The 20,150-nt window shown below is 56.0% G+C and carries 18 protein-coding genes and 1 pseudogene; 4 read left to right on the top strand and 15 right to left on the bottom strand.

Annotated elements, in window-relative coordinates; all coding sequences use genetic code 11:
* Positions 1-173 precede the first annotated feature (173 nt).
* From clpX to tig, 3 genes and pseudogenes are all read right to left on the bottom strand, one after another.
* Positions 174-1,454, bottom strand: coding sequence for an ATP-dependent Clp protease ATP-binding subunit ClpX (clpX, locus tag WD071_RS03670; RefSeq protein ID WP_368046969.1), 1,281 nt, complete (start codon positions 1,452-1,454; stop codon positions 174-176).
* 86 nt (positions 1,455-1,540) lie between these two features.
* Positions 1,541-2,161, bottom strand: a complete 621-nt coding sequence (clpP, locus tag WD071_RS03665; protein WP_368046968.1) for an ATP-dependent Clp endopeptidase proteolytic subunit ClpP — start codon at positions 2,159-2,161, stop codon at positions 1,541-1,543.
* 206 nt (positions 2,162-2,367) lie between these two features.
* Positions 2,368-3,651, bottom strand: a pseudogene (gene tig, locus WD071_RS03660) (trigger factor); the annotation flags it as partial.
* A gap of 318 nt (positions 3,652-3,969) precedes the next feature.
* On the opposite strand from tig, the gene WD071_RS03655 reads away from it, so the two are divergent.
* Positions 3,970-4,278, top strand: a complete 309-nt coding sequence (locus WD071_RS03655) for a DUF6316 family protein (RefSeq protein WP_368046967.1) — start codon at positions 3,970-3,972, stop codon at positions 4,276-4,278.
* A gap of 93 nt (positions 4,279-4,371) precedes the next feature.
* On the opposite strand, the gene WD071_RS03650 is transcribed toward WD071_RS03655, so the two are convergent.
* Entirely contained in the window at positions 4,372-5,292 is a 921-nt protein-coding gene (locus WD071_RS03650; protein WP_368046966.1) for an alpha/beta fold hydrolase, read from the bottom strand.
* Positions 5,293-5,449: 157 nt separating this feature from the next.
* Here WD071_RS03650 and WD071_RS03645 point away from each other — a divergent pair, with 157 nt between their 5' ends.
* Positions 5,450-6,403, top strand: a complete 954-nt coding sequence (locus WD071_RS03645) for a DUF6502 family protein (RefSeq protein ID WP_368046965.1) — start codon at positions 5,450-5,452, stop codon at positions 6,401-6,403.
* Positions 6,396-7,280 (top strand): hypothetical protein, encoded by an 885-nt coding sequence (locus WD071_RS03640; RefSeq protein WP_368046964.1) that lies wholly within the window; start codon positions 6,396-6,398, stop codon positions 7,278-7,280. Before WD071_RS03645 ends, WD071_RS03640 begins: the two co-directional genes overlap by 8 nt.
* A 35-nt stretch (positions 7,281-7,315) precedes the next feature.
* Here WD071_RS03640 and WD071_RS03635 read toward each other — a convergent pair whose 3' ends face one another.
* Both WD071_RS03635 and msrB read right to left on the bottom strand, forming a co-directional pair.
* The gene (locus WD071_RS03635; RefSeq protein ID WP_368046963.1) at positions 7,316-8,152 is read right to left on the bottom strand and encodes a transporter; all 837 of its coding nucleotides are present in this window, start codon (positions 8,150-8,152) and stop codon (positions 7,316-7,318) included.
* Complete coding sequence (gene msrB / locus WD071_RS03630; protein WP_368047015.1) at positions 8,152-8,538, bottom strand: peptide-methionine (R)-S-oxide reductase MsrB; 387 nt, start codon at positions 8,536-8,538, stop codon at positions 8,152-8,154. The genes WD071_RS03635 and msrB overlap by 1 nt, the downstream gene beginning before the upstream one ends.
* A gap of 128 nt (positions 8,539-8,666) precedes the next feature.
* Here msrB and WD071_RS03625 point away from each other — a divergent pair, with 128 nt between their 5' ends.
* Positions 8,667-9,890: a pyridoxal phosphate-dependent aminotransferase gene (locus WD071_RS03625; protein WP_368046962.1), complete on the top strand. Its 1,224-nt coding sequence runs from the start codon at positions 8,667-8,669 to the stop codon at positions 9,888-9,890.
* A 43-nt stretch (positions 9,891-9,933) separates the two neighbouring features.
* On the opposite strand, the gene WD071_RS03620 is transcribed toward WD071_RS03625, so the two are convergent.
* From WD071_RS03620 to WD071_RS03580, 9 genes are all read right to left on the bottom strand, one after another.
* The gene (locus WD071_RS03620) at positions 9,934-11,121 is read right to left on the bottom strand and encodes a 4-phosphoerythronate dehydrogenase (protein ID WP_368046961.1); all 1,188 of its coding nucleotides are present in this window, start codon (positions 11,119-11,121) and stop codon (positions 9,934-9,936) included.
* Between the two features lie 30 nt (positions 11,122-11,151).
* Positions 11,152-12,111: a 5'-3' exonuclease H3TH domain-containing protein gene (locus WD071_RS03615; protein ID WP_368046960.1), complete on the bottom strand. Its 960-nt coding sequence runs from the start codon at positions 12,109-12,111 to the stop codon at positions 11,152-11,154.
* A gap of 2 nt (positions 12,112-12,113) precedes the next feature.
* Positions 12,114-12,380 (bottom strand): sulfurtransferase TusA, encoded by a 267-nt coding sequence (gene tusA, locus WD071_RS03610; protein WP_368046959.1) that lies wholly within the window; start codon positions 12,378-12,380, stop codon positions 12,114-12,116.
* 1 nt (position 12,381) lies between these two features.
* A complete protein-coding gene (locus WD071_RS03605; protein ID WP_368046958.1) occupies positions 12,382-12,588 on the bottom strand; it encodes a YheU family protein in 207 nt (68 codons plus the stop codon).
* A gap of 18 nt (positions 12,589-12,606) precedes the next feature.
* The gene (gene ttcA / locus WD071_RS03600; RefSeq protein WP_368047014.1) at positions 12,607-13,467 is read right to left on the bottom strand and encodes a tRNA 2-thiocytidine(32) synthetase TtcA; all 861 of its coding nucleotides are present in this window, start codon (positions 13,465-13,467) and stop codon (positions 12,607-12,609) included.
* Between the two features lie 54 nt (positions 13,468-13,521).
* Positions 13,522-15,663: a fatty acid oxidation complex subunit alpha FadB gene (gene fadB, locus WD071_RS03595; protein ID WP_368047013.1), complete on the bottom strand. Its 2,142-nt coding sequence runs from the start codon at positions 15,661-15,663 to the stop codon at positions 13,522-13,524.
* Between the two features lie 135 nt (positions 15,664-15,798).
* Positions 15,799-16,851 (bottom strand): dTDP-glucose 4,6-dehydratase, encoded by a 1,053-nt coding sequence (gene rfbB / locus WD071_RS03590; protein WP_368047012.1) that lies wholly within the window; start codon positions 16,849-16,851, stop codon positions 15,799-15,801.
* 50 nt (positions 16,852-16,901) lie between these two features.
* Entirely contained in the window at positions 16,902-18,029 is a 1,128-nt protein-coding gene (locus WD071_RS03585; RefSeq protein ID WP_368046957.1) for a glycosyltransferase family 9 protein, read from the bottom strand.
* Positions 18,030-18,042: 13 nt separating this feature from the next.
* Positions 18,043-20,037 (bottom strand): adenylate/guanylate cyclase domain-containing protein, encoded by a 1,995-nt coding sequence (locus WD071_RS03580; RefSeq protein ID WP_368046956.1) that lies wholly within the window; start codon positions 20,035-20,037, stop codon positions 18,043-18,045.
* Positions 20,038-20,150 lie beyond the last annotated feature (113 nt).

The following is a 20,150-nucleotide window of genomic DNA, read 5'->3' as shown; positions in this document are numbered from 1 at the left end:
TCACGTCAAATGAACGACAGACGGGTTTGAATCCGGCAACTGCAAGCCAGGCAACCGGGTGAGCTGTAACCCCGGTGCGCAAGAATACGGCCGGGGCAACGGACTACCAAGTTGTCTACTCAGCTGTCCTCTTAGTGCAGACAGTGCAGACAGTGCAGATGCAGTTCAGATGTTTATTCCGCCGTGCGTGACGGCTGCTGCTCGGTTTCGTACATCAACAGCGGCTCGGACTCACCATTGATGACGGCAGCATCGATAACAACTTTGGCAACATTTTCCATGGAGGGAATTTTGTACATGCTCTCCAACAGAACGTTTTCCATGATTGAACGCAGACCCCGTGCGCCGGTCTTGCGTAATTTGGCCTTGGTGGCAACGGCCTGCAACGCATCGTCACGAAACTGGATTTCCACGTCTTCCATCTCAAACAGCTTCTGGTACTGCTTGACCAGTGAGTTTTTGGGCTCTTTGAGAATACGCACCAGCGCATCCAGGTCGAGCTCTTCCAGCGTCGCAATCATGGGCAGACGACCGACAAATTCCGGGATAAGACCAAATTTGACCAGATCCTCCGGCTCGACATTGCGCAGGGATTCGCCAATCATCTTGTCAACATCCTTGCTGCGCACTTCGGCACTGAAACCAATGCCGCTTTTCTCCGAGCGATCGCGAATGATTTTGTCCAGCCCCGCAAACGCACCGCCGCAGATAAACAGGATATTGGCAGTATCAACCTGCAGGAATTCCTGCTGTGGATGCTTGCGGCCACCTTGCGGTGGTACCGACGCAACGGTACCTTCAATCAGTTTCAACAGGGCCTGCTGCACACCTTCACCCGACACATCACGGGTGATGGAAGGATTGTCGGATTTACGCGAAATTTTGTCGATTTCGTCGATATAGACAATACCAATTTGTGCTTTTTCAACATCATAATCGCATTTTTGCAGCAACTTCTGGATGATGTTCTCAACGTCCTCACCCACATAACCGGCTTCGGTCAGGGTCGTTGCGTCGGCGATGGTGAAGGGCACATCCAGCAGTCGCGCCAGCGTTTCTGCCAACAGGGTCTTACCGGTACCCGTCGGCCCGATCATCAGGATATTGCTTTTGCCAAGCTCGACCTCGCCTTTGCGGTGGTCGTAGCCAAGACGCTTGTAGTGGTTGTACACAGCCACTGCCAGAACTTTCTTGGCGTTCTCCTGCCCGATAACATATTCATCAAGCGTTTGTTTGATCTCAGCCGGGGTCGGCAGCTTCTTGCTCCCGGACTCCGCCTCTTTCTCCTGTATCTCCTCGCGGATAATATCGTTGCAGAGGTCAACACATTCATCGCAAACAAATACAGAAGGGCCGGCGATCAGCTTACGGACTTCGTGCTGGCTTTTACCGCAAAACGAGCAGTACAGCAGCTTGCCGTTGTCATCACCCTTGTTGTAGCGATCATCAGACATTCAAATTCCTCTAACGTGTAACCGCAGCCAATCTGGCATCGGAGCTGGTCAGACTGCGCGATCAACTGCGCGTTTCTGCTCCGATATTACACGGCTCTGCGTGAAATAACCTTATCAATCAAACCGTATGATACTGCCTCTTCGGCATTCATGAAATGGTCGCGTTCCGTCTCGCGCTCAATCTCTTCCAGCGAGCGGCCGGTATGATGCGCCATGATTTCATTGAGTTGCCGACGCATCTTCAGAATTTCAGTGGCCTGAATCTCGATATCCGAGGCCTGACCATGCGCGCCGCCACTGGGCTGATGAATCATCATCCGCGAGTTGGGCAGCGCGTGGCGCTTGCCGGCCGCGCCGCCGGTGAGCAGAAACGCGCCCATGCTGGCGGCCTGGCCGATGCACATGGTACTGACATCGGGTTTGATGAACTGCATGGTGTCATATATCGACAGCCCGGCAGTCACTGCACCACCAGGCGAGTTGATATACAGGTGGATATCCTTGTCCGGATTTTCCGACTCCAGAAACAGCAATTGCGCCACCACCAGATTGGCCATGTGGTCTTCGACCGGGCCAATCAGGAAGATGACACGCTCTTTGAGGAGGCGCGAATAGATGTCATAAGCGCGCTCGCCACGGGCATTCTGCTCAACCACCATGGGGACCAGGTTGGCTTCTATCATCGAAAGCATCGATTCACTCGACATATGATCAGGCCTTTTTGTCTGTCGCTTTATCACTCTTTGTCAGCTTTTTTCGCCGGCTTCTTTGCTGCTTTTTTGGCAGCCGGCTTGGCTTCGCCATCGTCAGCCTTGGCTGCCGTCTTTTTGGTGGCTGTTTTGCCGGTTTTACTTTTACTCTTGCCGGTGTCCTTGTCAGCGCTCTCTTCCGCCGCCTGCTTCGGATTGGTCAATTCCTGATAGCTGACCTTGCGCTCCTTGATCTGCGCCTGCTCGGCAATCAGATCAAACACCTGGTCTTCCAGCACAGCTGACTCAACCGTGTCGAGTTGCTCTTTGTTGCTGTAGTAATAATTAACCACTTCGTCCGGCGTTTCATAAGTTGCCGCAATGTCTTCAATGGCTTCACGGACCCTGGCTGCATCAGCGCGCAGTCCTTTCTGCTTGATAACCTCGCCCAGAATAAGACCCAGCTTGACTCGTTTTTCGGCCTGCTCACGGAACAACTCATCAGGCAGCAGGCTCGGATCCAGATTCTGCGCACCAGCGCCGAACTGCTGCAGGGCCTGCTGTCGCAATACGTCTATTTCAGCGCCAACCAGCGCCGTCGGAACATCGACTTCATTCTGCTCAAGCAGCACGTCCATGACGTTGGTCTTCAGGCGGTTTTTGCTCGCCTTCTTCAGTTCGCGTTCCATATTGGCAGCCACTTCCTTACGGAAGCCCGCCTCACCACCTTCGGTTACGCCGAAGGCAGCAAAAAACTCGTCATTCAGTTCCGGCAGCTTCGGCGCCGACACCTGATTGACCTTGACCTTGAAAACAACCGGTTTACCGGCCAGGTCCTTGTTTCGATACGCTTCCGGGAAAGTCAGCTCCAGAGTGACTTCATCACCCGCCTTGGATTTCAGCAGGCCCTTCTCGAAACCCTCAATCATACGTCCGGAACCCAGCACCAGATTAGTGTTGCTGCCGGTACCGCCAGCGAACGCTTCGCCATCGATGGTACCTTCGTAGTCGATATTAACCATATCGTCATTCTTGGCCTGACGTTTAACCTCATCCCACTCCTGCCGCTGCTGGCGCAGATTTTCTATCATGGTGTCGATGTCTTTGTCGGTAACCTCAGCGACGAGCCTTTCAGCCTTGACCTTGCTGAAGTCTGACAGCGTCACTTCCGGGTAGATCTCGAAAGTGGCAACAAACTCGATATCCTTGCCTTCATCCAGTGACTTGGGCTCGATCTTCGGCTGACCCGCCGGCTTGAGCTTCTGCTCAGTCACGGCCGCATAGTAGCTGCGACTCATGATCTCGCCGAGCACTTCCTGCCGGACACCTTTACCAAAACGGTTTTTGATGACTTTAAGAGGAATTTTGCCTTTACGGAAACCGTTGATCTTGATGGTTCTGGCGGCCTCGTTCAGACGAGCGGCAACAGCGTTTTCTACTTCAGCAGCAGGCACGCCGATAGTCATCCGGCGCTCTAATCCAGTGGTGGTTTCAATCGAAACTTGCATGAAAATTCCTCGCGAACCGGCGCGCCCTTCACGCACGGTCAGTGTAAACAGTTGTTATAAGTCAGCAAAAATAATTTCCATCAACCATTTCAACAAGTTAAGTGGAAATCAGGGTATTTTGAAGAGCGCGATTGTCCCACAAGCCCCGGTTTTATTCAATAAATAATCGCACGACGACTTTTATCACCAAATTTGCGACAGATCACATTTTTCTGTCACCCGGGGATATTATTCAAATACAGAGTGGTCTACTATTGGGTGATCGATAATAAAAACAACCCTGCGCTGAAGCCTGGCGCAAACAGTCGAGACGCCGCCATGCAAAACACCAGCACCCGTACCCGTCCTGATTCCCGCTCTGACGAAAACCAGCAAAACACTGCCCGCCTCACTGATGCCGGTATGCGCCATCACGAGCGTTCCGACCGGCTCTTCAGTCTTTCCGGCCTGTGGTACTTCAGAACCCGGGAAGGCAAGGACGTTGGTCCGTTCCGCTATCGTTGCGAAGCCGAAGCCATGCTGGGCCGCTTCATCGCTGAAACCGGCCGTTTGCAGCAGAGCACCATGCTGCCGCACAAATTACACTTCCGTACCTGCGGCGTAATCGGGCGGCGCCACGCAAACTGAGGTCATCCGCCTTCATACCAGCCATCAGACGACGGGTGAAGTGTCTGGTGAAGTGCCTGACAAAGTGTCTGGTGACGTAGTCTAAGGTTGCTGCTAGAAATTAAGGCTGGCGCGGGCGTGGCGGAAAATATCCGCAGCCGATCCGGTAAAAAAGAAATGCCCTTGCCGGGGTACCGAATGCAGGCTGACATTGGGCAACGTGTCCTGCAGCACGCGAGAATGACAAAGTGCGCTAAGGGTGTCTGCGCCTCCGCGCCAGACATCTACCGGCACGGTAATCTCCGCCGGCTCAAAATCCCAATCCGTCAGACTCAACACACTGTCCTGCGCGACACCACGTCCGCCCTGTCGCACTGCCTCGGTGGCATCTCTGACCAACAGGCGATAGATCCACGGGTTATCAAATTGCTTACGGTCGGCATAACACAGTCCCTCGCGCAGACGCGCCAGACACTGCTCAATGCGCGAGCCGCGCAGTCGATGCCGACTGTAGACAAACGCACTCACCACGGCTGACAGCATGCGCACACTCAGACCGCGCCGGGTCGCCGGACGACCGGCAACCGGCGCCAGCAACGTGGCAAATTTCACGTGCTCCGGATAACAATGGCTGAAAGCCAGGGCAAATGCGGCTCCGCCATCCCATCCCAGCACGCCGGCGCGCGCTATGTCCAGATGCGCCAACAACGCGGCTACATCAGGGGCGAAATCGCTATGGCCGCGCATTTTTTTAAAATCAGAGTTACCAATACCCGGGCGATCCAGCGCAATCACACGAAAACCCGCCGCCAGCGCCGAATCATGCAGGAATTCGGCTTCCAGCCGGGAGCCGGCCTGGCTGTGGAAGTAAATCAGGGGAAACCCATGACGGTGACCTGTTTCACACCAGGACAGACGGCGTCCGTCATCAAGGCGCAAAACTCGAGCGGGGGACTGATTCAGGGGCGCATCTGTATCCGGTGCTACTACCGGTCCGGGGGTGTGGAAACTGTCATCCCTAAAGCGTGCGAACATAGACGGCCTTGCGACATCCGGAACCAGCCCGGGACGGACAGTTCGGCATGTCATTGATTGTGTTAGACTCGATATTAAGTGGGAATTATTCCCACGTCAACACATGTCACAAAATATTTGTGGGATTTTTTCCCACTGCTGGCTATACTCCATGACCATGAGTGATAAAAACATCAGCCAATCACCAGGCCAGCCCCCCGCCGCCCTGGTCACAGCCTTGCGCAAATTGTTGCGTCCGCTGGTGCGTCTGTTGCTATCGTTCCAGGTCAGCTATCCGTATCTGACAGCGCTGCTCAAATCAGTCTATGTTGAGGTTGCCGACAGTGAGTTTTCCGTTGATGGCAAGCGTCAGTCGGACAGTCGCATTAACCTGCTCACCGGCGTGCACCGGAAGGATGTGAAGCGTCTGCGCGCCGAACACACCAACGAGCCGGTTTTACCTGCCACAGTATCCGTGGGTGCCCAGCTAATCGCCAACTGGCTCGGATCGGCCCGTTTCAGGAATGAAGCCGGGGACCCCCTGCCCCTGCCCTTGCGCTCAGCACAAATACCCCCGGCGGGGCGAGCACAGCAGGCTCCGAGCTTTGATGATCTGGTGGAAATGGTCTGTCGTCAGGATATTCGTCCCCGCGTCATTCTGGACGAATGGATACACCTGGGCGTCGCACACCAGGACGAACAGGGCCGGGTTGTACTCAATACCGGTGCCTTCACGCCGGACAAGGGCTTTGATGAGAAGGTGTTCTTCTTCGGCAAGAATCTTCAGGATCACATCAGCGCCGGGACCCATAACCTGCTGGGCAACAAGCCCGCTTTCTTCGATCGCAGCGTCTACTACGATCGCCTCAGTGAAGAATCTCTCCAGATTTTGAATGAGCTGGCGGCTGAACTGGGCATGCAGGCACTGCGCACTCTGAACAATGAAGCCCTGGCTTTGCAGCGTGCTGACGAGCAAAAGGTAGCGTCCAGCGTCACAAAATCAACAAAAACATCTAAAAACCCCAACCGTTTTCGTATGAATTTCGGTATATTCCACTACAATAGTCGTTACGAAACGCAGGCGAACACCCAGGACGGCGCTCAGTCGCAGCAGGATCAGGATAATGCCTAAAGCCATACTCGCACTCCGCAGCTACCCGCTCGCCATTTTGATGGCACTGGTATTGTTTGTGTGCAGCTTTCTGATCGCCACCAGCAGCATAGGCACAATCGGTAACGGTGGTGACGATCAGGGCAGCGGCATGGGCGGCACTGGTCGCACCGGCGGTTTTAACGGTGACAGCGGCTTCGGTGGCACGGGCGGCCCGAGTCCGTTCCTGGGCAGCAACGATGCAGTTGAAAACAACGATGCCAGCGAAAACAACAATGATATCAACACCAGCGCCCCTGATAGCCCGCCTGACAGCCTGATAGCGCCTTTCCTGCAGCAGCAACAGGAAACCGCCCGCATCCCCGATGACATGCAGCCACTGATAGAGCTGCAGCGCAACTCACCGCAAAGCCCGGAGTTTCAGCCACTCACACCCAGACTGGATATTCTGGACGCAGAGCGTGAAGAGATGCCGGAGCATGCCCATCGCGTGCTGGAGATGGCCGAGAGCAGCAATCGCACTATTGAAGAGCCCACACTGGAAATTCAGGTTCAGATACCCGAAGCGACCGGCACTGATGCCATTGAGCGTTATCGTATGGACGTCGCCGACCAGGCAGCGCCTGAGCCCGCTGAAACGGACAGTTCAGGTGTCGATACCCGTGAAACTGCTGACGCGCCGCTGGTGCTGGAACAGCTGAACGCCGACGAAATCGCAGAAAATGACACGGATACCGCGGCGGATGCGCAGTTGCAAGAGCTGGACGCAGGCGACAGCAGCAGGCCTCTGATACCTGAGCGTATCCAGCGGCCCGAATTGCCGCCCTTCCAGCGCATGCGTCCGGCCGTTGACCGGGCCTCCATCACACCGCCACGTCCACGGCCCATGCAGATCTGAACAGTTTGTGATCTGCCCCCGGGGTTAAACCCGCTTCACCAGCGTCGACTCAGTTGCATGCCCGCAGCAAAGTCGGCGCTGTCCTCGGTAAAACCGGTCACCGTATACAACATCACACTCCAGTCTGCAGACATCGCCCAGGACAGGTATGGCAGCAGCTCATGGGTTTCACCGGTAAACGATGATGCCGCCTGGCGATAATCGTAAATCAATCCGTATTGCAGTGTATCGCCCCAGTTGGCGCTGGCACCCACGGATCCGAAGAGCGAGTTCTCCAGCCCGGGGTAAAACGGTGATGGCCGCCGGTAACGATAACCGGCCGACGCGAACACTGTCAGCGGACCTGCCAGTTGATACAGATCTATCTGTAAACCCGCGTCCATGCGTCCACTACCCAGGCCCTGCTTCGGGTCCGCCGTGGGTGCCTTGAAATCAGCGCTGATATCGATAAAAGGCGCATCTGCCGACCAGGCTGGCACTTCATAAGTCAGATTGAAACTGATATCACCCGCGCCACTGGCAGATACACGCGAGTCGGAAAAACCACCGACACTGCCCACATTGACCAGCACATTGGCGGGCCCGCTGATCTCAAGCACTGGCACAGTGGCCTTGAAGCGCCAGCTGCCTCTGGCCACTTCATGGGAGAACGGTAAAAAACGAATGCGGGTCTCACTGCTTTCACCGTATCCACCCCGGCTGTAATAAAACCCCAGCGCGCTGGTGTGTGTGGCGGCGGTCGACGCTGTCTGCTCGCTCGGCTGCGCCGACGCCGCACCGGTCAGCGGCAGTAACAAAACCACCCATGCCCATGGTCCGGCACAGTGCCCGACGCCCCGGCGGCTGACGTAAATCCTGTTGAGGCCCGCCATCACCTCTCGTGCAGAACGACAGAGGCCGAATTGATACAGTACCGCAAACCTGTCGGCGGCGGCCCGTCTTTAAACACGTGCCCAAGATGCGCTTCACATTTGCCACACACAACTTCGGTGCGCACCATGCCGTGGCTGGTATCCTCAATTTCGGTGACCGCTGCACCAGCGACCGGCTGGTAATAACTGGGCCAACCGGAACCGGAGTCGTACTTGGTTTCAGAATCAAACAGCGCCTCATTGCATACAACACAGTGGTAAACACCAGGCAGTTTGCAATCCCAGTACTTGCCGCTGAAAGCCCGCTCAGTGCCGGCTTCGCAGACAATGTGGTAAGTCTCCGGGTCCAGCTCGGCGCGCAAGCGGTTCCTGTCTTCGTCGCTGATCTTGTGCGTATTGCCCGAAGGCACGCTGCACTGGCTCAAGTTGTCGTTTGCCACAATTGTCTCCTCTATCATTTTTCTGCCGTCAGTTTACAATATCGCCCCAACACGTACATCCCGGAAATTGCATTATGAAAAAAATCAGGCAGTCGGAAAAACTGGCGAAAGTCTGTTACGACATTCGTGGCCCGGTACTGGAAGAAGCCAAACGACTTGAGGAAGAAGGCAACCGCATTCTCAAGCTCAATATCGGCAACCCGGCCGCGTTCGGTTTTGAAGCGCCTGAAGAAATCATTCAGGACGTGATTCGCAACCTGCCCAATGCACAAGGCTACAGTGATTCCAAAGGTCTGTTTTCCGCGCGCAAGGCCATTATGCAGGAGTGTCAGCAAATTGGCATTGATGGCGTTGATATTGACGATATTTACCTGGGCAACGGCGTCAGCGAATTGATCGTGATGGCAATGCAGGCCCTGCTCAACAATGGCGACGAAGTGCTGGTACCGGCCCCCGACTACCCCCTGTGGACAGCAGCGGTGAGTCTGGGCGGGGGCAATCCCATCCATTATGTCTGCGATGAACAGGCGGACTGGTTTCCGGACATCAGCGACATCGAGCAGAAAATTACCGCCAAAACCCGTGCCCTGGTCATTATAAACCCCAATAACCCGACCGGCTCGGTGTACAGTTCCGAGCTTCTGCTGGATATTATTCGTGTCGCCCGCAAACACAAACTCATTGTGTTTGCCGATGAGATTTACAGCAAGATCCTGTATGACGGCGCCGTGCACATCCCCATCGCGTCCCTGTGCGATGACCTGTTCATTGCCACCTTCAATGGGTTGTCAAAATCGTATCGCCTGGCTGGTTTCCGCGCTGGCTGGATGATTCTGAGTGGGGCCAAGGAACAGGCCAGCAATTACATCGAGGGCCTGGAAATTCTGTCCAATATGCGTTTGTGCGCCAATGTTCCCGCGCAGTTTGCCGTGCAGACCGCATTGGGCGGCTATCAGAGCATCAACGAACTGATTCTGCCCGGCGGGCGCCTGCGCGAGCAGCGCGATATCGCCTGGGACATGTTGACGCAGATCCCCGGTGTCACCTGTGTCAAACCCAAAGGCGCCATTTACATGTTTCCGCGCCTGGATCCGGACATGTACCCGATCGCCGATGATCAGCGTTTCATCAAGGACCTGCTCGAGCGTGAGAAAATCCTGTTGGTCCAGGGCAGTGCCTTCAATATCAGTGACACGCAGCACCTGCGCATTGTGTTTCTGCCCACCACCGACGTCCTGCAGCAGGCCATCAGCAAGGTGGAGCGTTTTCTCGGCAAGTGGGCGCAGTCGTCTTACTGAGCCTGAACGTGAGCCTGAACGTGAGCCTGAGCGCGAACCGGCGTCAGGCCTGCAACACAAACCCCGCCGCATGTAACCAGCCCGCCAGTTGCGGGCTGTACGCGGCCGCGTGCAGATGACTGGCAGAGAACTCACGGCGCATGACCAGTTCACGGCGCAGCTTGTCAAATACCCGGGCACCGCCCTGCCCGGCAATCGTATTGTCTGCTGTTGCCTTGCGATAGCGCTTGCCAAAACGTTGCGATACCTGCGCAGGTGAAAACGTCTCCAGCACAATGTCCGCAAACGCCTGCTCATCGGTTTTTTTGTTGTCACCGGGAAAACGCGGTGCCGCTGTATAACGCTCATCATGCACGATCAGTGGCAGATTGGTCGGCGGTAACATCTCCGGGACTTTAAGGGCAAAGTGCTCACACAGGCTTTTTAGCACACAGCGACTTGCGGCCAGCTTGGCTTCGACGCTGTAGCCAGCGATATGCGGCGTAGCAATATGCACCCTCTGCAACAGATCAATGGACGGTGACGGTTCATTTTCCCACACATCCAGTATGACTTTCTGCTCGGGCACCTGTCGCAGCCGCTCAATCAGCGCAACGCTGTCAATCACCTCGCCACGCCCGGCATTGATCAGCACGGTTTCCGGGCGCAGTGCAGCCAGGCGTCCATGGTCCAGCATATGCCAGCTTGCATGTTCACCCTGCCGGCTCAAGGGTGTATGCAGGCAGACGATGTCAGCTTTCAGCGCCGCATCAAGATCCACATACTCAACAGTCGCAAGCGTCTGCTGCAAAGGGTCACATGCCACGCATTCAATGCCCATGCTCTGCAAACGCCGGATCAAAGCACCGCCAACGTGACCAACACCTACAACAGCGACCCGGCACTGCCACAATGGCAAACCCTCGGTTTTGATCAGCGACGCCAGCGCTGCCAGGACATATTCCACCACTGCGTTGGCGTTGGCACCGGCGGCGTCTGCAACCCGGATACCCTGTTGTTCAAGCCAGTCGCGATCGATGTGGTCGGTACCGCTGGTTGCGGTGCCGACAAATCGCACATTTGAGCCCTGCAACAGGTCTTTATCTACTCGCGTGATTGAACGCACCAACAGCGCGTCGGCATCTTTAACGTGCTGCGCACGAATCTCGCGCCCGGGCAGCATAAGTAGCTCAACTTTTTTACCGAACCAGCCTTCCACGGCCAGGATGTTTTCATCAGCCACAATCTTCATGCGCTCTCCATCTTCATGCGGTTCTCATCTTCATGCGGTTTCGACCTTCTGCAATGCATGTAGCATTGTTTTCAGGCGCTGTACATCGCCATCGGCCAACGCCATTTCGTCAAGCAGGGCTGAAAACATCTTGGCATCAATGGTCCGGGTCAGCAGCTGATCACTGTGGTTCAGCACAAAAGACTCAGAGGCATCATCACAGGTCGCGATCCGGGCCAGCTGTCGGCTGAGCAACGCCTGCCCCTGATGTTCCGCCAGCAATTGGCCACAGCGCATTGCGCCCCGGAAACCGAGGCCCGGCACCGCACCCAGTTGCGAAAACAGGGTGTCCAGATCAGTGAAATGTTGCAGCAGGCGGCGAGCGGCAACAGGACCGATGCCGGGCACACCGGGAATACAATCGATGCTGTCCCCGGTCAGGCCCTGAAAACAGGGAAACTGTTCCGGCCAGATCCCGTAATGCTTAAAAATGTCCTGTCGATAGCGCCGCGCACCGGCATTAAAATCCCACACATAATCCACATCTCGATACAGCAATTGCGACAGATCCTTGTCGCGGGTCACGATGACAACCGGCTCGGCAGCTTTCTCCGATAATTGCTCAGTTGCGTGCTGTTGTTGTACACAGGCGCTCAAGGTGCCAATGATGTCATCCGCCTCATACTGACGACTTCCATAGGCGGCGATACCAAGCGCGTGACACAGACGCGCGCAGGCGCTGAGTTGGTGAGCAAGATTGGCGTCAGGCAACACACGATTGGATTTGTAGGCAGGATACAGCGTATGCCGGAAACCGGTGAACAGGCTTTCATCAAAGGCCACCGCCAGCTTCTCCGGCCTGGCGACCTGCAGGAAGCGCAGCAGAAAACGGGCAAAACCGGCGAAGGCGCTGCGATCTTCCGAGCGCCGCGACCAGACTTGCAGCTGCGGAGAAAAGTGCGCCTGAAAAATATAGATGGACGCGTCTATCAGGTAAACCGGCGATGCCACGATCAGTTTTTGCGTAACAGGTAGCGATAGGTGCCGCCCTGCTCGTCCTGCGCGATCAGTTCATGCCCCAGAAACAAACAGAATTTAGGCACATCGCGTGTTGTGGAAGGATCAGTTGCCATCATCAACAGGGTATCGCCCGTGCTCATGTCACGAAACCTGTTGTGCAGCAGCATGACCGGCTCCGGACAAAACAGGCCACTTGCGTCGACCTCGATATCCGCCGTGACCGTATCAAACGTGGCATTTCCAGTTACATTGCCATTCATGTCAGCGCTCCGCGATCAGGTGGCAGGTTTCAGTATCAGGATCAAAATCTATCACTGCCTCCCCTCGTTGCAATTGCAAACGGACCTGGGCAACCTTTTCTGCCAGTGAGTAGTCTTCCATACCGTACTCGGTGCCTTCGCGGCTGACAAATTCTTCAATCACTGCATCCAGCACTTCTGTCGATAAACGCTGCCAGGGTATTTGCATGCTCACCTCAAAACCCAATCAGGCTACGTTTACCGCGCCGATACGCTTGAGTGCTTCAGTGTCGCGGCGCAAATCACGAAACGGGAACATTTTTGTGTCCGCCAGCTGCGACGGTTCAATGTGCGCGATGCTGCGGAAAATATTGTCGATCCGTCCCGGGTACTGCTTTTCCCAGCTTTGCAGCATGGCTTTCATTTCCTGCCGCTGCATGTTGTCCTGGGTGCCACACAGGTTGCAGGGGATGATCGGGAAACCACGCAGGCGGGCATACCGTGCCACGTCTTTTTCACTGCAGTAGGCCAGCGGGCGAATCACAATATTCTGTTTGTCATCGCTCAGCAGCTTGGGCGGCATGGCTTTTAGCTTGCCACCAAAAAACATGTTCAGGAACAGAGTTTCCACGATGTCATCACGGTGGTGTCCCAGTGCGATCTTGTTGGCGCCGATCTGCCGGGCATAGGTGTAGAGACTGCCGCGCCGCAGGCGTGAACACAGACCGCAATAGGTTTTACCTTCCGGTGTTTTGTCCTTGACGACGGAGAACGTATCCTGCTCGATGATATGGTAATCCACGCCCAGACCTTGAAGATATTCAGGCAGAATATGCTCGGGAAAATCCGGTTGTTTCTGATCCAGATTGACCGCCTTGATATCAAAATGAATCGGCGCATGTTTTTGCAGATGCAACAGAATATCAAGCATGGTGTACGAGTCCTTGCCGCCGGACAGACACACCATGACCAGATCCCCGTCTTCAATCATGTTGAAGTCAGCGATGGCCCGCCCGACATCCCGGCGCAGGCTTTTGCGGCTGCGATTAAGGCGCTGCTCGTCGGTTCTGGCCTGCAGTGACGAGCTGTGCACTGACGGATCTGGCATGGACTGCGGTTGCGCGTTCTGAGCTAACAAGGTGACGACTCCAGACGATAAAATTCAGTAAAACGTTTTGCCCTGCTCTGCCATCTCGCGCAGCGCAGGTGTCGGGTGATACAGCGCACCCAGGTGAGCATACTGGTCCGCCATCTGGCAGAACGCTTTCACACCCATGTTATCAATGTAGCGCAGTGCCCCGCCACGGAAGCGCGGGTAACCCAGGCCCATCAACAGCCCCATATCGACTTCGGCGGCGGAGCTGACAATACCGTCTTCCAGACAGCGCACCGCTTCCAGACACAGTGCCACCATCATGCGTTCACAGATGGCCTGCTCACTGATGTCCTGCTGATCCAGTTGCAGCGGTTTCAGGGTGGTCAGAATACTCTCGTCAAAAACCTTTGTCGGTCGACCGCTGGCGCCCTGCTCGTAACGGTAAAAACCTTTGCCGTTCTTCTGTCCGTAACTGCCAGCTTCGTACAGGTGATCAATGGCAGTGGTGAAGTCATACTGCATGCGATCCGGGAACCCTTCCGCCATCACCACCATGCAGTGTGATGCCGTATCGATACCCACAACATCCAGCAGGTAGGCTGGCCCCATGGGCCAACCGAAGGTTTCCATGACCCTGTCAATGACACGAAAATCAGCACCATCGCGCAGCAACTGGCAGAACGCACCAAAATAGGGGAACAGAATGCGGTTGACCAGAAAGCCCGGGCAATCGTTGACCACAATGGGTGATTTGCCCAGGGCCAGGGCGTAGGCCACGGTCTGCGCAACAGCCTGGTCACCGGTTTTTTCGCCGCGAATCACTTCCACCAGCGGCATCAGAGGCACCGGATTAAAAAAGTGCATGCCGCAAAAGTTCTCCGGACGCTTCAGGGCCTGTGCCAGCAAACTGATGGAGATGGTTGAGGTATTGGACGTCAGCACCGTGGTTTCCGGCACCAGCTGTTCCACTTCCGCCAATACCAGTTTTTTGATTTTCGGGTTTTCAACAACAGCCTCGACGATGATATCGACCTGTTCAAAACCCTTGTAATCCAGCGTCGGGGTGATGGCTTCCAGGACCTTGTCCGCCTTGCTGCGCACCATGCGTCCACGCTCAACCTGCTTGTCCAGCAATTTTCCGGCTTCGCCAAGACCCAGGTCCAGACCTTCCCGGGCAATATCTTTCATGATGATGGGCGTGCCACGCAGCGCGGACTGATAGGCAATACCACCGCCCATGATACCCGCACCCATCACTGCCGCGCGTTTGACCGGCTGCGCACTTGCCGCCTGTTTTTTGGCCCGGCTCTTAAGAAACTGGTCATTCAGGAACAGCTGTACAAGATTACCCGCAACCGTGCCGCGAGCCAGCGTAACAAAGGCTTTGTGTTCAAACATCAGTGCCACGGCGCGATTGTTGTCTGCAGCTTTCCACATGGCCTCTACCGCCGTGGCTGCTGCCGGATAGTTGTCACCGGCATCTTTTTTGGCCCGCGCCAGGCCTTCGGTAAAGATTTTTTTGATCTCGCCTGCCGTCAACGGCAGGGCGCCGGTTTTTTGCGCACGGCGATCAGCCACGTCCAGCTCCCCGCTGATGGCCTGCTCCAGCATTTCCAGCGCAGCCTCTTCCAGCATGTCGTCGCTGACGACCGAATCCACGGCGCCATCGCTCAGGGCCTGATGCGCCTTCACCGGCTTGCCGCTGCGTACCCAGTCGATGGCCGTGTCTGCGTCCATCAGGCGCGGCGCCCGCACCGTGCCGCCGAATCCGGGACAGATACCCAGGTTGACCTCGGGGAAGCCCAGCACAGCCGATTCGGCCGCTACCCTATAATCTGTGGCCAGGCACATCTCCAGTCCGCCGCCCAGGGCCATACCGTTGATGGCAGTGACACTGGGGACCGCGAGATCTTCGACCGCATTAAAGACCGCATTGGTGCGCTCACACCAGTCCAGCAACTCGGCTTCGCTCTGTTTGAAGTAACCGGTAAATTCCTTGATATCGGCGCCGACCAGGAAGGTCTGTTTAGCGCTGCAGCACAACAGACCACGTGCTTCACTGGCCGCCACCGCAGAGATGGCATCGCGCAACTCGTCCAGCATCAGACGATTGAACACATTGACAGGAGATTGCGGCAAATCGAAGCATAAACGAGCAATACCAGATTCCAACTGCTCAACTGTGATCGCTTTACCCTGGTAGATCATGCTCATTTCTTCTCCTGTTACGGCGCCGCGGCATTGGCCACGACGTGTCGTTTTCTGTCTGTTGAATCATGCGAAGGCGCGAATTATACGCCAGTTGTGTGCCGGATGCTTGTCACTCGCGCTCAGGACCCGCGCTCAGGACCCCAGCCGTTGTAATTGATAATCCCCATTCAGCACGCGCTGCCACCAGCGCGGATTGTCCAGGTACCATTGCACGGTTTTGCGCAGTCCTGATTCAAAAGTCTCGGTGGGTGTCCAACCCAGCTCACGGGCGATTTTGCTGGCATCAATGGCATAACGCAAGTCATGGCCGGGCCGGTCCCTGACAAAGGTAATCAGTTGCTCATGCGGCGTCACCGGCGATTGGGGGTGCAACTCATCAAGCAAGGCGCAGATCGCTCTGACCACATCGATGTTGCGCTTTTCGTTATGGCCGCCAATGTTGTAGGTCTCCCCTACCTTGCCGCTGCGCAGCACGGTGTACAGCGCGCGCGCGTGATCTTCCACATGCAGCCAGTCGCGCACCTGCGAGCCGTCGCCGTAAACTGGCAGCGCCTCGCCCTGCATGGCTTTCAGAATCACATGCGGAATCAGCTTCTCGGGGAAGTGATAAGGACCATAGTTGTTCGAGCAATTGGTGACCAGTACCGGCAGGCCATAGGTTCGCCGCCAGGCCCTGACCAGATGATCAGAACTCGCCTTGCTGGCGGAATAAGGCGAACTGGGCGCATAGGCCGTGGTTTCGGTAAACAACTCATCGGGGCCTTTCAGATCGCCGAACACCTCGTCAGTGGAGATATGATGAAAACGAAACGCCGCCCGCGAATCTGCTGCCAGTCCATCGTAATAGGCGCGTACAGCTTCCAGTAACGTATAGGTGCCAACAATATTGGTTTCGATAAATGCTGCCGGCCCGTCGATGGATCGGTCCACATGACTCTCGGCGGCCAGGTGCATTATCGCCGCTGGCTGGTAGCGGGCCAATACTGCATCCAGCGCCGCGCGATCACAAATATCAATTTGCGCAAACTCATAACGCGGGTCATCACTGACATCCGCCAGCGAGTCGAGGTTACCCGCGTAAGTCAATTTATCAACATTAAGCACGCTGTCGTTGGTGTGCTGAATAATATGACGCACCACCGCCGACCCGATAAACCCGGCGCCACCGGTCACCAATATACGAATACTGTCTTTTGCCGACTTTGCTGATACCTGCCCTGAGGCCTTGTTTCCATTCATTTCTTTATCCTGTCTGTATGTCTGTCCGTCTGTGCATCTATATGGGTGGCTGTAGTTTGCAAAGCAAGCACTGCCAGCACCTGCTGCGGTGTAATCGAATCCAGACAGGCATATCGCCTGTCACAATGATGCCTGGAGCAATCGGGCGCGCAGGCCTGTTTATGTTGCAACGCTGTGGTCTGCCCCCCGAGTGGCCCCCAGATCGCCAGATCCGTGGGACCAAAGATCACGACACCGCGCACACCCAGCGCGGATGCCAGATGCGAGGGACCACTGTCATTGCCGATAATGATATCAACCAAGCCCAGCAAGGATGCCAGTTCCGCCAGGCTCACTTTATTGCACAGATCAACGCAGACCTGCGCACTGTTTGCCAGCGCCTGTGTGATACGCTGGTTCACCTCGGCGTCAAGCGCACCGGCACCAATCAGCACCACCTCATAACCCTGCTGAATCAGGGCGCTGCCAAGTGCCACGAAGTGCTGCTCCGGCCACTTTTTATAGTTTTTACTGGCACCGGCATGCAGCACGGCTACCCGGCCGGTGGCAGTGAAACCCGACAGGGTCAATCGCGCGAGGAGTTGCGGATCTGGTGCTGGCGGCGACAATCTTACGTAACCCGGCTCCCCGCTTTTGTTTGCATCGACCGGCAATTTCAGGGCGGCAAAAACATCACGAAAACTGTACCAGATACTCCCCTCTCCCGGCGTCCGGCCACTGCGTGGAATATCCAGCACCTGATCGAAACCGAAGTGATAACGATGCACGGTGCTGCTGACTTTACGACGGGCGCCGGACAAATGCGTCAAGCGATGGCAAACTGAATCCTCTTCGATGGTAAACGCCAGGTCGGCAGCAAAGGCACGGATCTGGCTGACGCACTCAAGCCAGCGACGAGCACCCGTCAACGTGAAACCCCGGCTCAGCGCCCGGCGCGGATAATACACCAGCCGGGCGCCCGGCAATGCCCCAGCAAAAAGGTCGCGGAAAGATTCATCCAGCACAATCAGCAGCTCCACACCCTGCTGCTGACAACTCCGGCACAAGCTCTGCATCAGGCCGCCTGCCAACAACAGATTGCCCAGAAACTTGGTCGGGTTGATCAGTGCAATTCGCCCAGGCAAGCAGTGTTCCGGGTTATTTGGTGCTGAAGGCATATACGCCATCCCAGTCTGCGGGCGCGGTGTCACGAAGCTCATCAATCCGGTCGCTGTACAGCTGGTACAGGGTCATGGGCCTGATATCCGACAAAGCGCGAAGTATATCAAGCGCCGCGTCCCATTGCCTGCTTCGATAACACTGCAGAGCCTGCGCAAACTGTGCCAGTTCTGTCTCAGCAGCCGGGCTCAGGTCAGCGCGCAGGCCCACAAGCTCATAGATCCGGACCGGTGCCTGTTTGCCTTTGACCCGCACCAGATCAAGCTCACGCCAGGCAAACTGCTGCGCCTGCTCGCCCAGGGCCAGGCGGCTGGCCTCACTGATGACGTTGTCAACATTGTAATACCGGGTCAGACCCTCCAGACGCGACGCAAGATTTACCGCGTCACCAATTACCGTGTAGTTCATACGGTTGCGCGAGCCCATATTACCGGCCACCACCAGACCGGTATGCAGGCCGGCCCCAAGACGCAGCTGCAATGCCGGGTGATTATTGCCCGCGTCGGCAAGCAGTTGTCGATTCACCTCGCCCATCGCGTCCTGCACCGCCAGCAGCGCGCGTGCCGCCCGCACGGTATCATCCTGATGCCCGATCGGCGCCCCAAACAGCGCCATCACAGCATCACCGGTAAACTTGTCCACCACACCACCATGCGTTTCGATCGCTGAACAGACAAGCTCAAGGCAGATATTGAGCATGGACAGCGTCTGCGAAGGCGACTGCTGTTCACTCAAGGCAGTAAAGCCACGAATATCGGCGAACAATACCGACACCACCCGCTCTTCACCGCCCAGCTCAATCCGGTTGTTCAATAGCTCATCAGCAATTTCGCGGGAAACCACCTTGCCCAGCAAATCCCTTACCTTTTCCTTTTCAGCCAGGCCCAGTGCCATGTTGTCGATGGACTCTGCCAGACCGGCGACCTCGTCGCGCCCCCTGACCTGCTCCTGAGGCAAGGCGGCGCCATAGTCACCACGTTCAATGCGCTGCACCCGACCGGCCAACTGCAACACCGGCCGGGTAAACCCTCTGGCAAGAATGAACACAGCAATCAGACTGATGCAAATCACAGCCAGGGAAAAATCAAACAACCGCTCCCGCAGGACGGCCAGATTGGCCTGATTCTCCTGATATGAGCGTTGAATGACAGCCACAATTTCTTCACCCGCATCCGTCCGTCCGGTGAGTGAACGCACCAGCGTGCCATAGTCGGCATCGCTCATCGCGATGCGCTGGGTTTCGCGGTAAATATCGGCATCCAGTCCCTGCGCCAGAGCCTCAAGATCGGCGCTCGGCAGCGTCGACGCAATAACCTCTTTGTCCACAGCCTGCCCCGGTCCCTGCCGCTGATACCTGACAATGGACACATCAGATGCGGTACTGGACTTAATCACATTGGCGAAACTGTTATCCAGCGGGAACCCGGCAATAATCCATGCCACCGGCGTGGGCAGAAACAAGGGTATGACGGTCATCTGATACGGAATATCGTTCAACGTCAGAATGCCATCAGCAACACCGTCCCCGGTGCTGGCCGCCCGGTTGAGCATGTCGATCCAGGCAGGCGGCAGGCTTCCCAGCCCCGGCTCGCTGGTATCCACAATAATCTGTCCCGACATGTCAGTGATGATCATGATGTCGGCCGCACCAAACGAGCGGGTCAGCAGTGTCTGTGCAGCATCGGCAATGGTGCGTTGGTCTGAGGCGCCAAACGCATTGCGGAAACCCCAGTCGCGGGTGAGCGCGTTACTGATGGTGAGCAGCGTGTTCTTGTGCTCTTCCCGACTAAAGTCAAATACATCAGCGCCGATATTCAGATAGGAATTGATCGTTTCGTCGGTATAAAGCGTATTCTCCCTATCAACAAACCAGTAAATAGCGCCGAGCACGGGCAATAACAGCATAAGCAGGAACACGATCAGACGCGTTCGGATACTGGTAAACCTGAGTTGTGAGGGTGATTTGGCGGTCATAGAATTTATGGAGTTCTGCCAGCAAACATTGGCTTGTACACAGCCGCTAAGATAGGCACAATCGTCTTCAATGACAACAATTAGCGACTTTTTTTGATGAATTATCCTGTACT

It is taken from the genome of Pseudohongiella sp. (assembly GCF_040877505.1).
Taxonomy (GTDB): Bacteria; Pseudomonadota; Gammaproteobacteria; order Pseudomonadales; family Pseudohongiellaceae; genus Pseudohongiella.
This window is presented reverse-complemented; position numbering and strand designations above follow the sequence as displayed.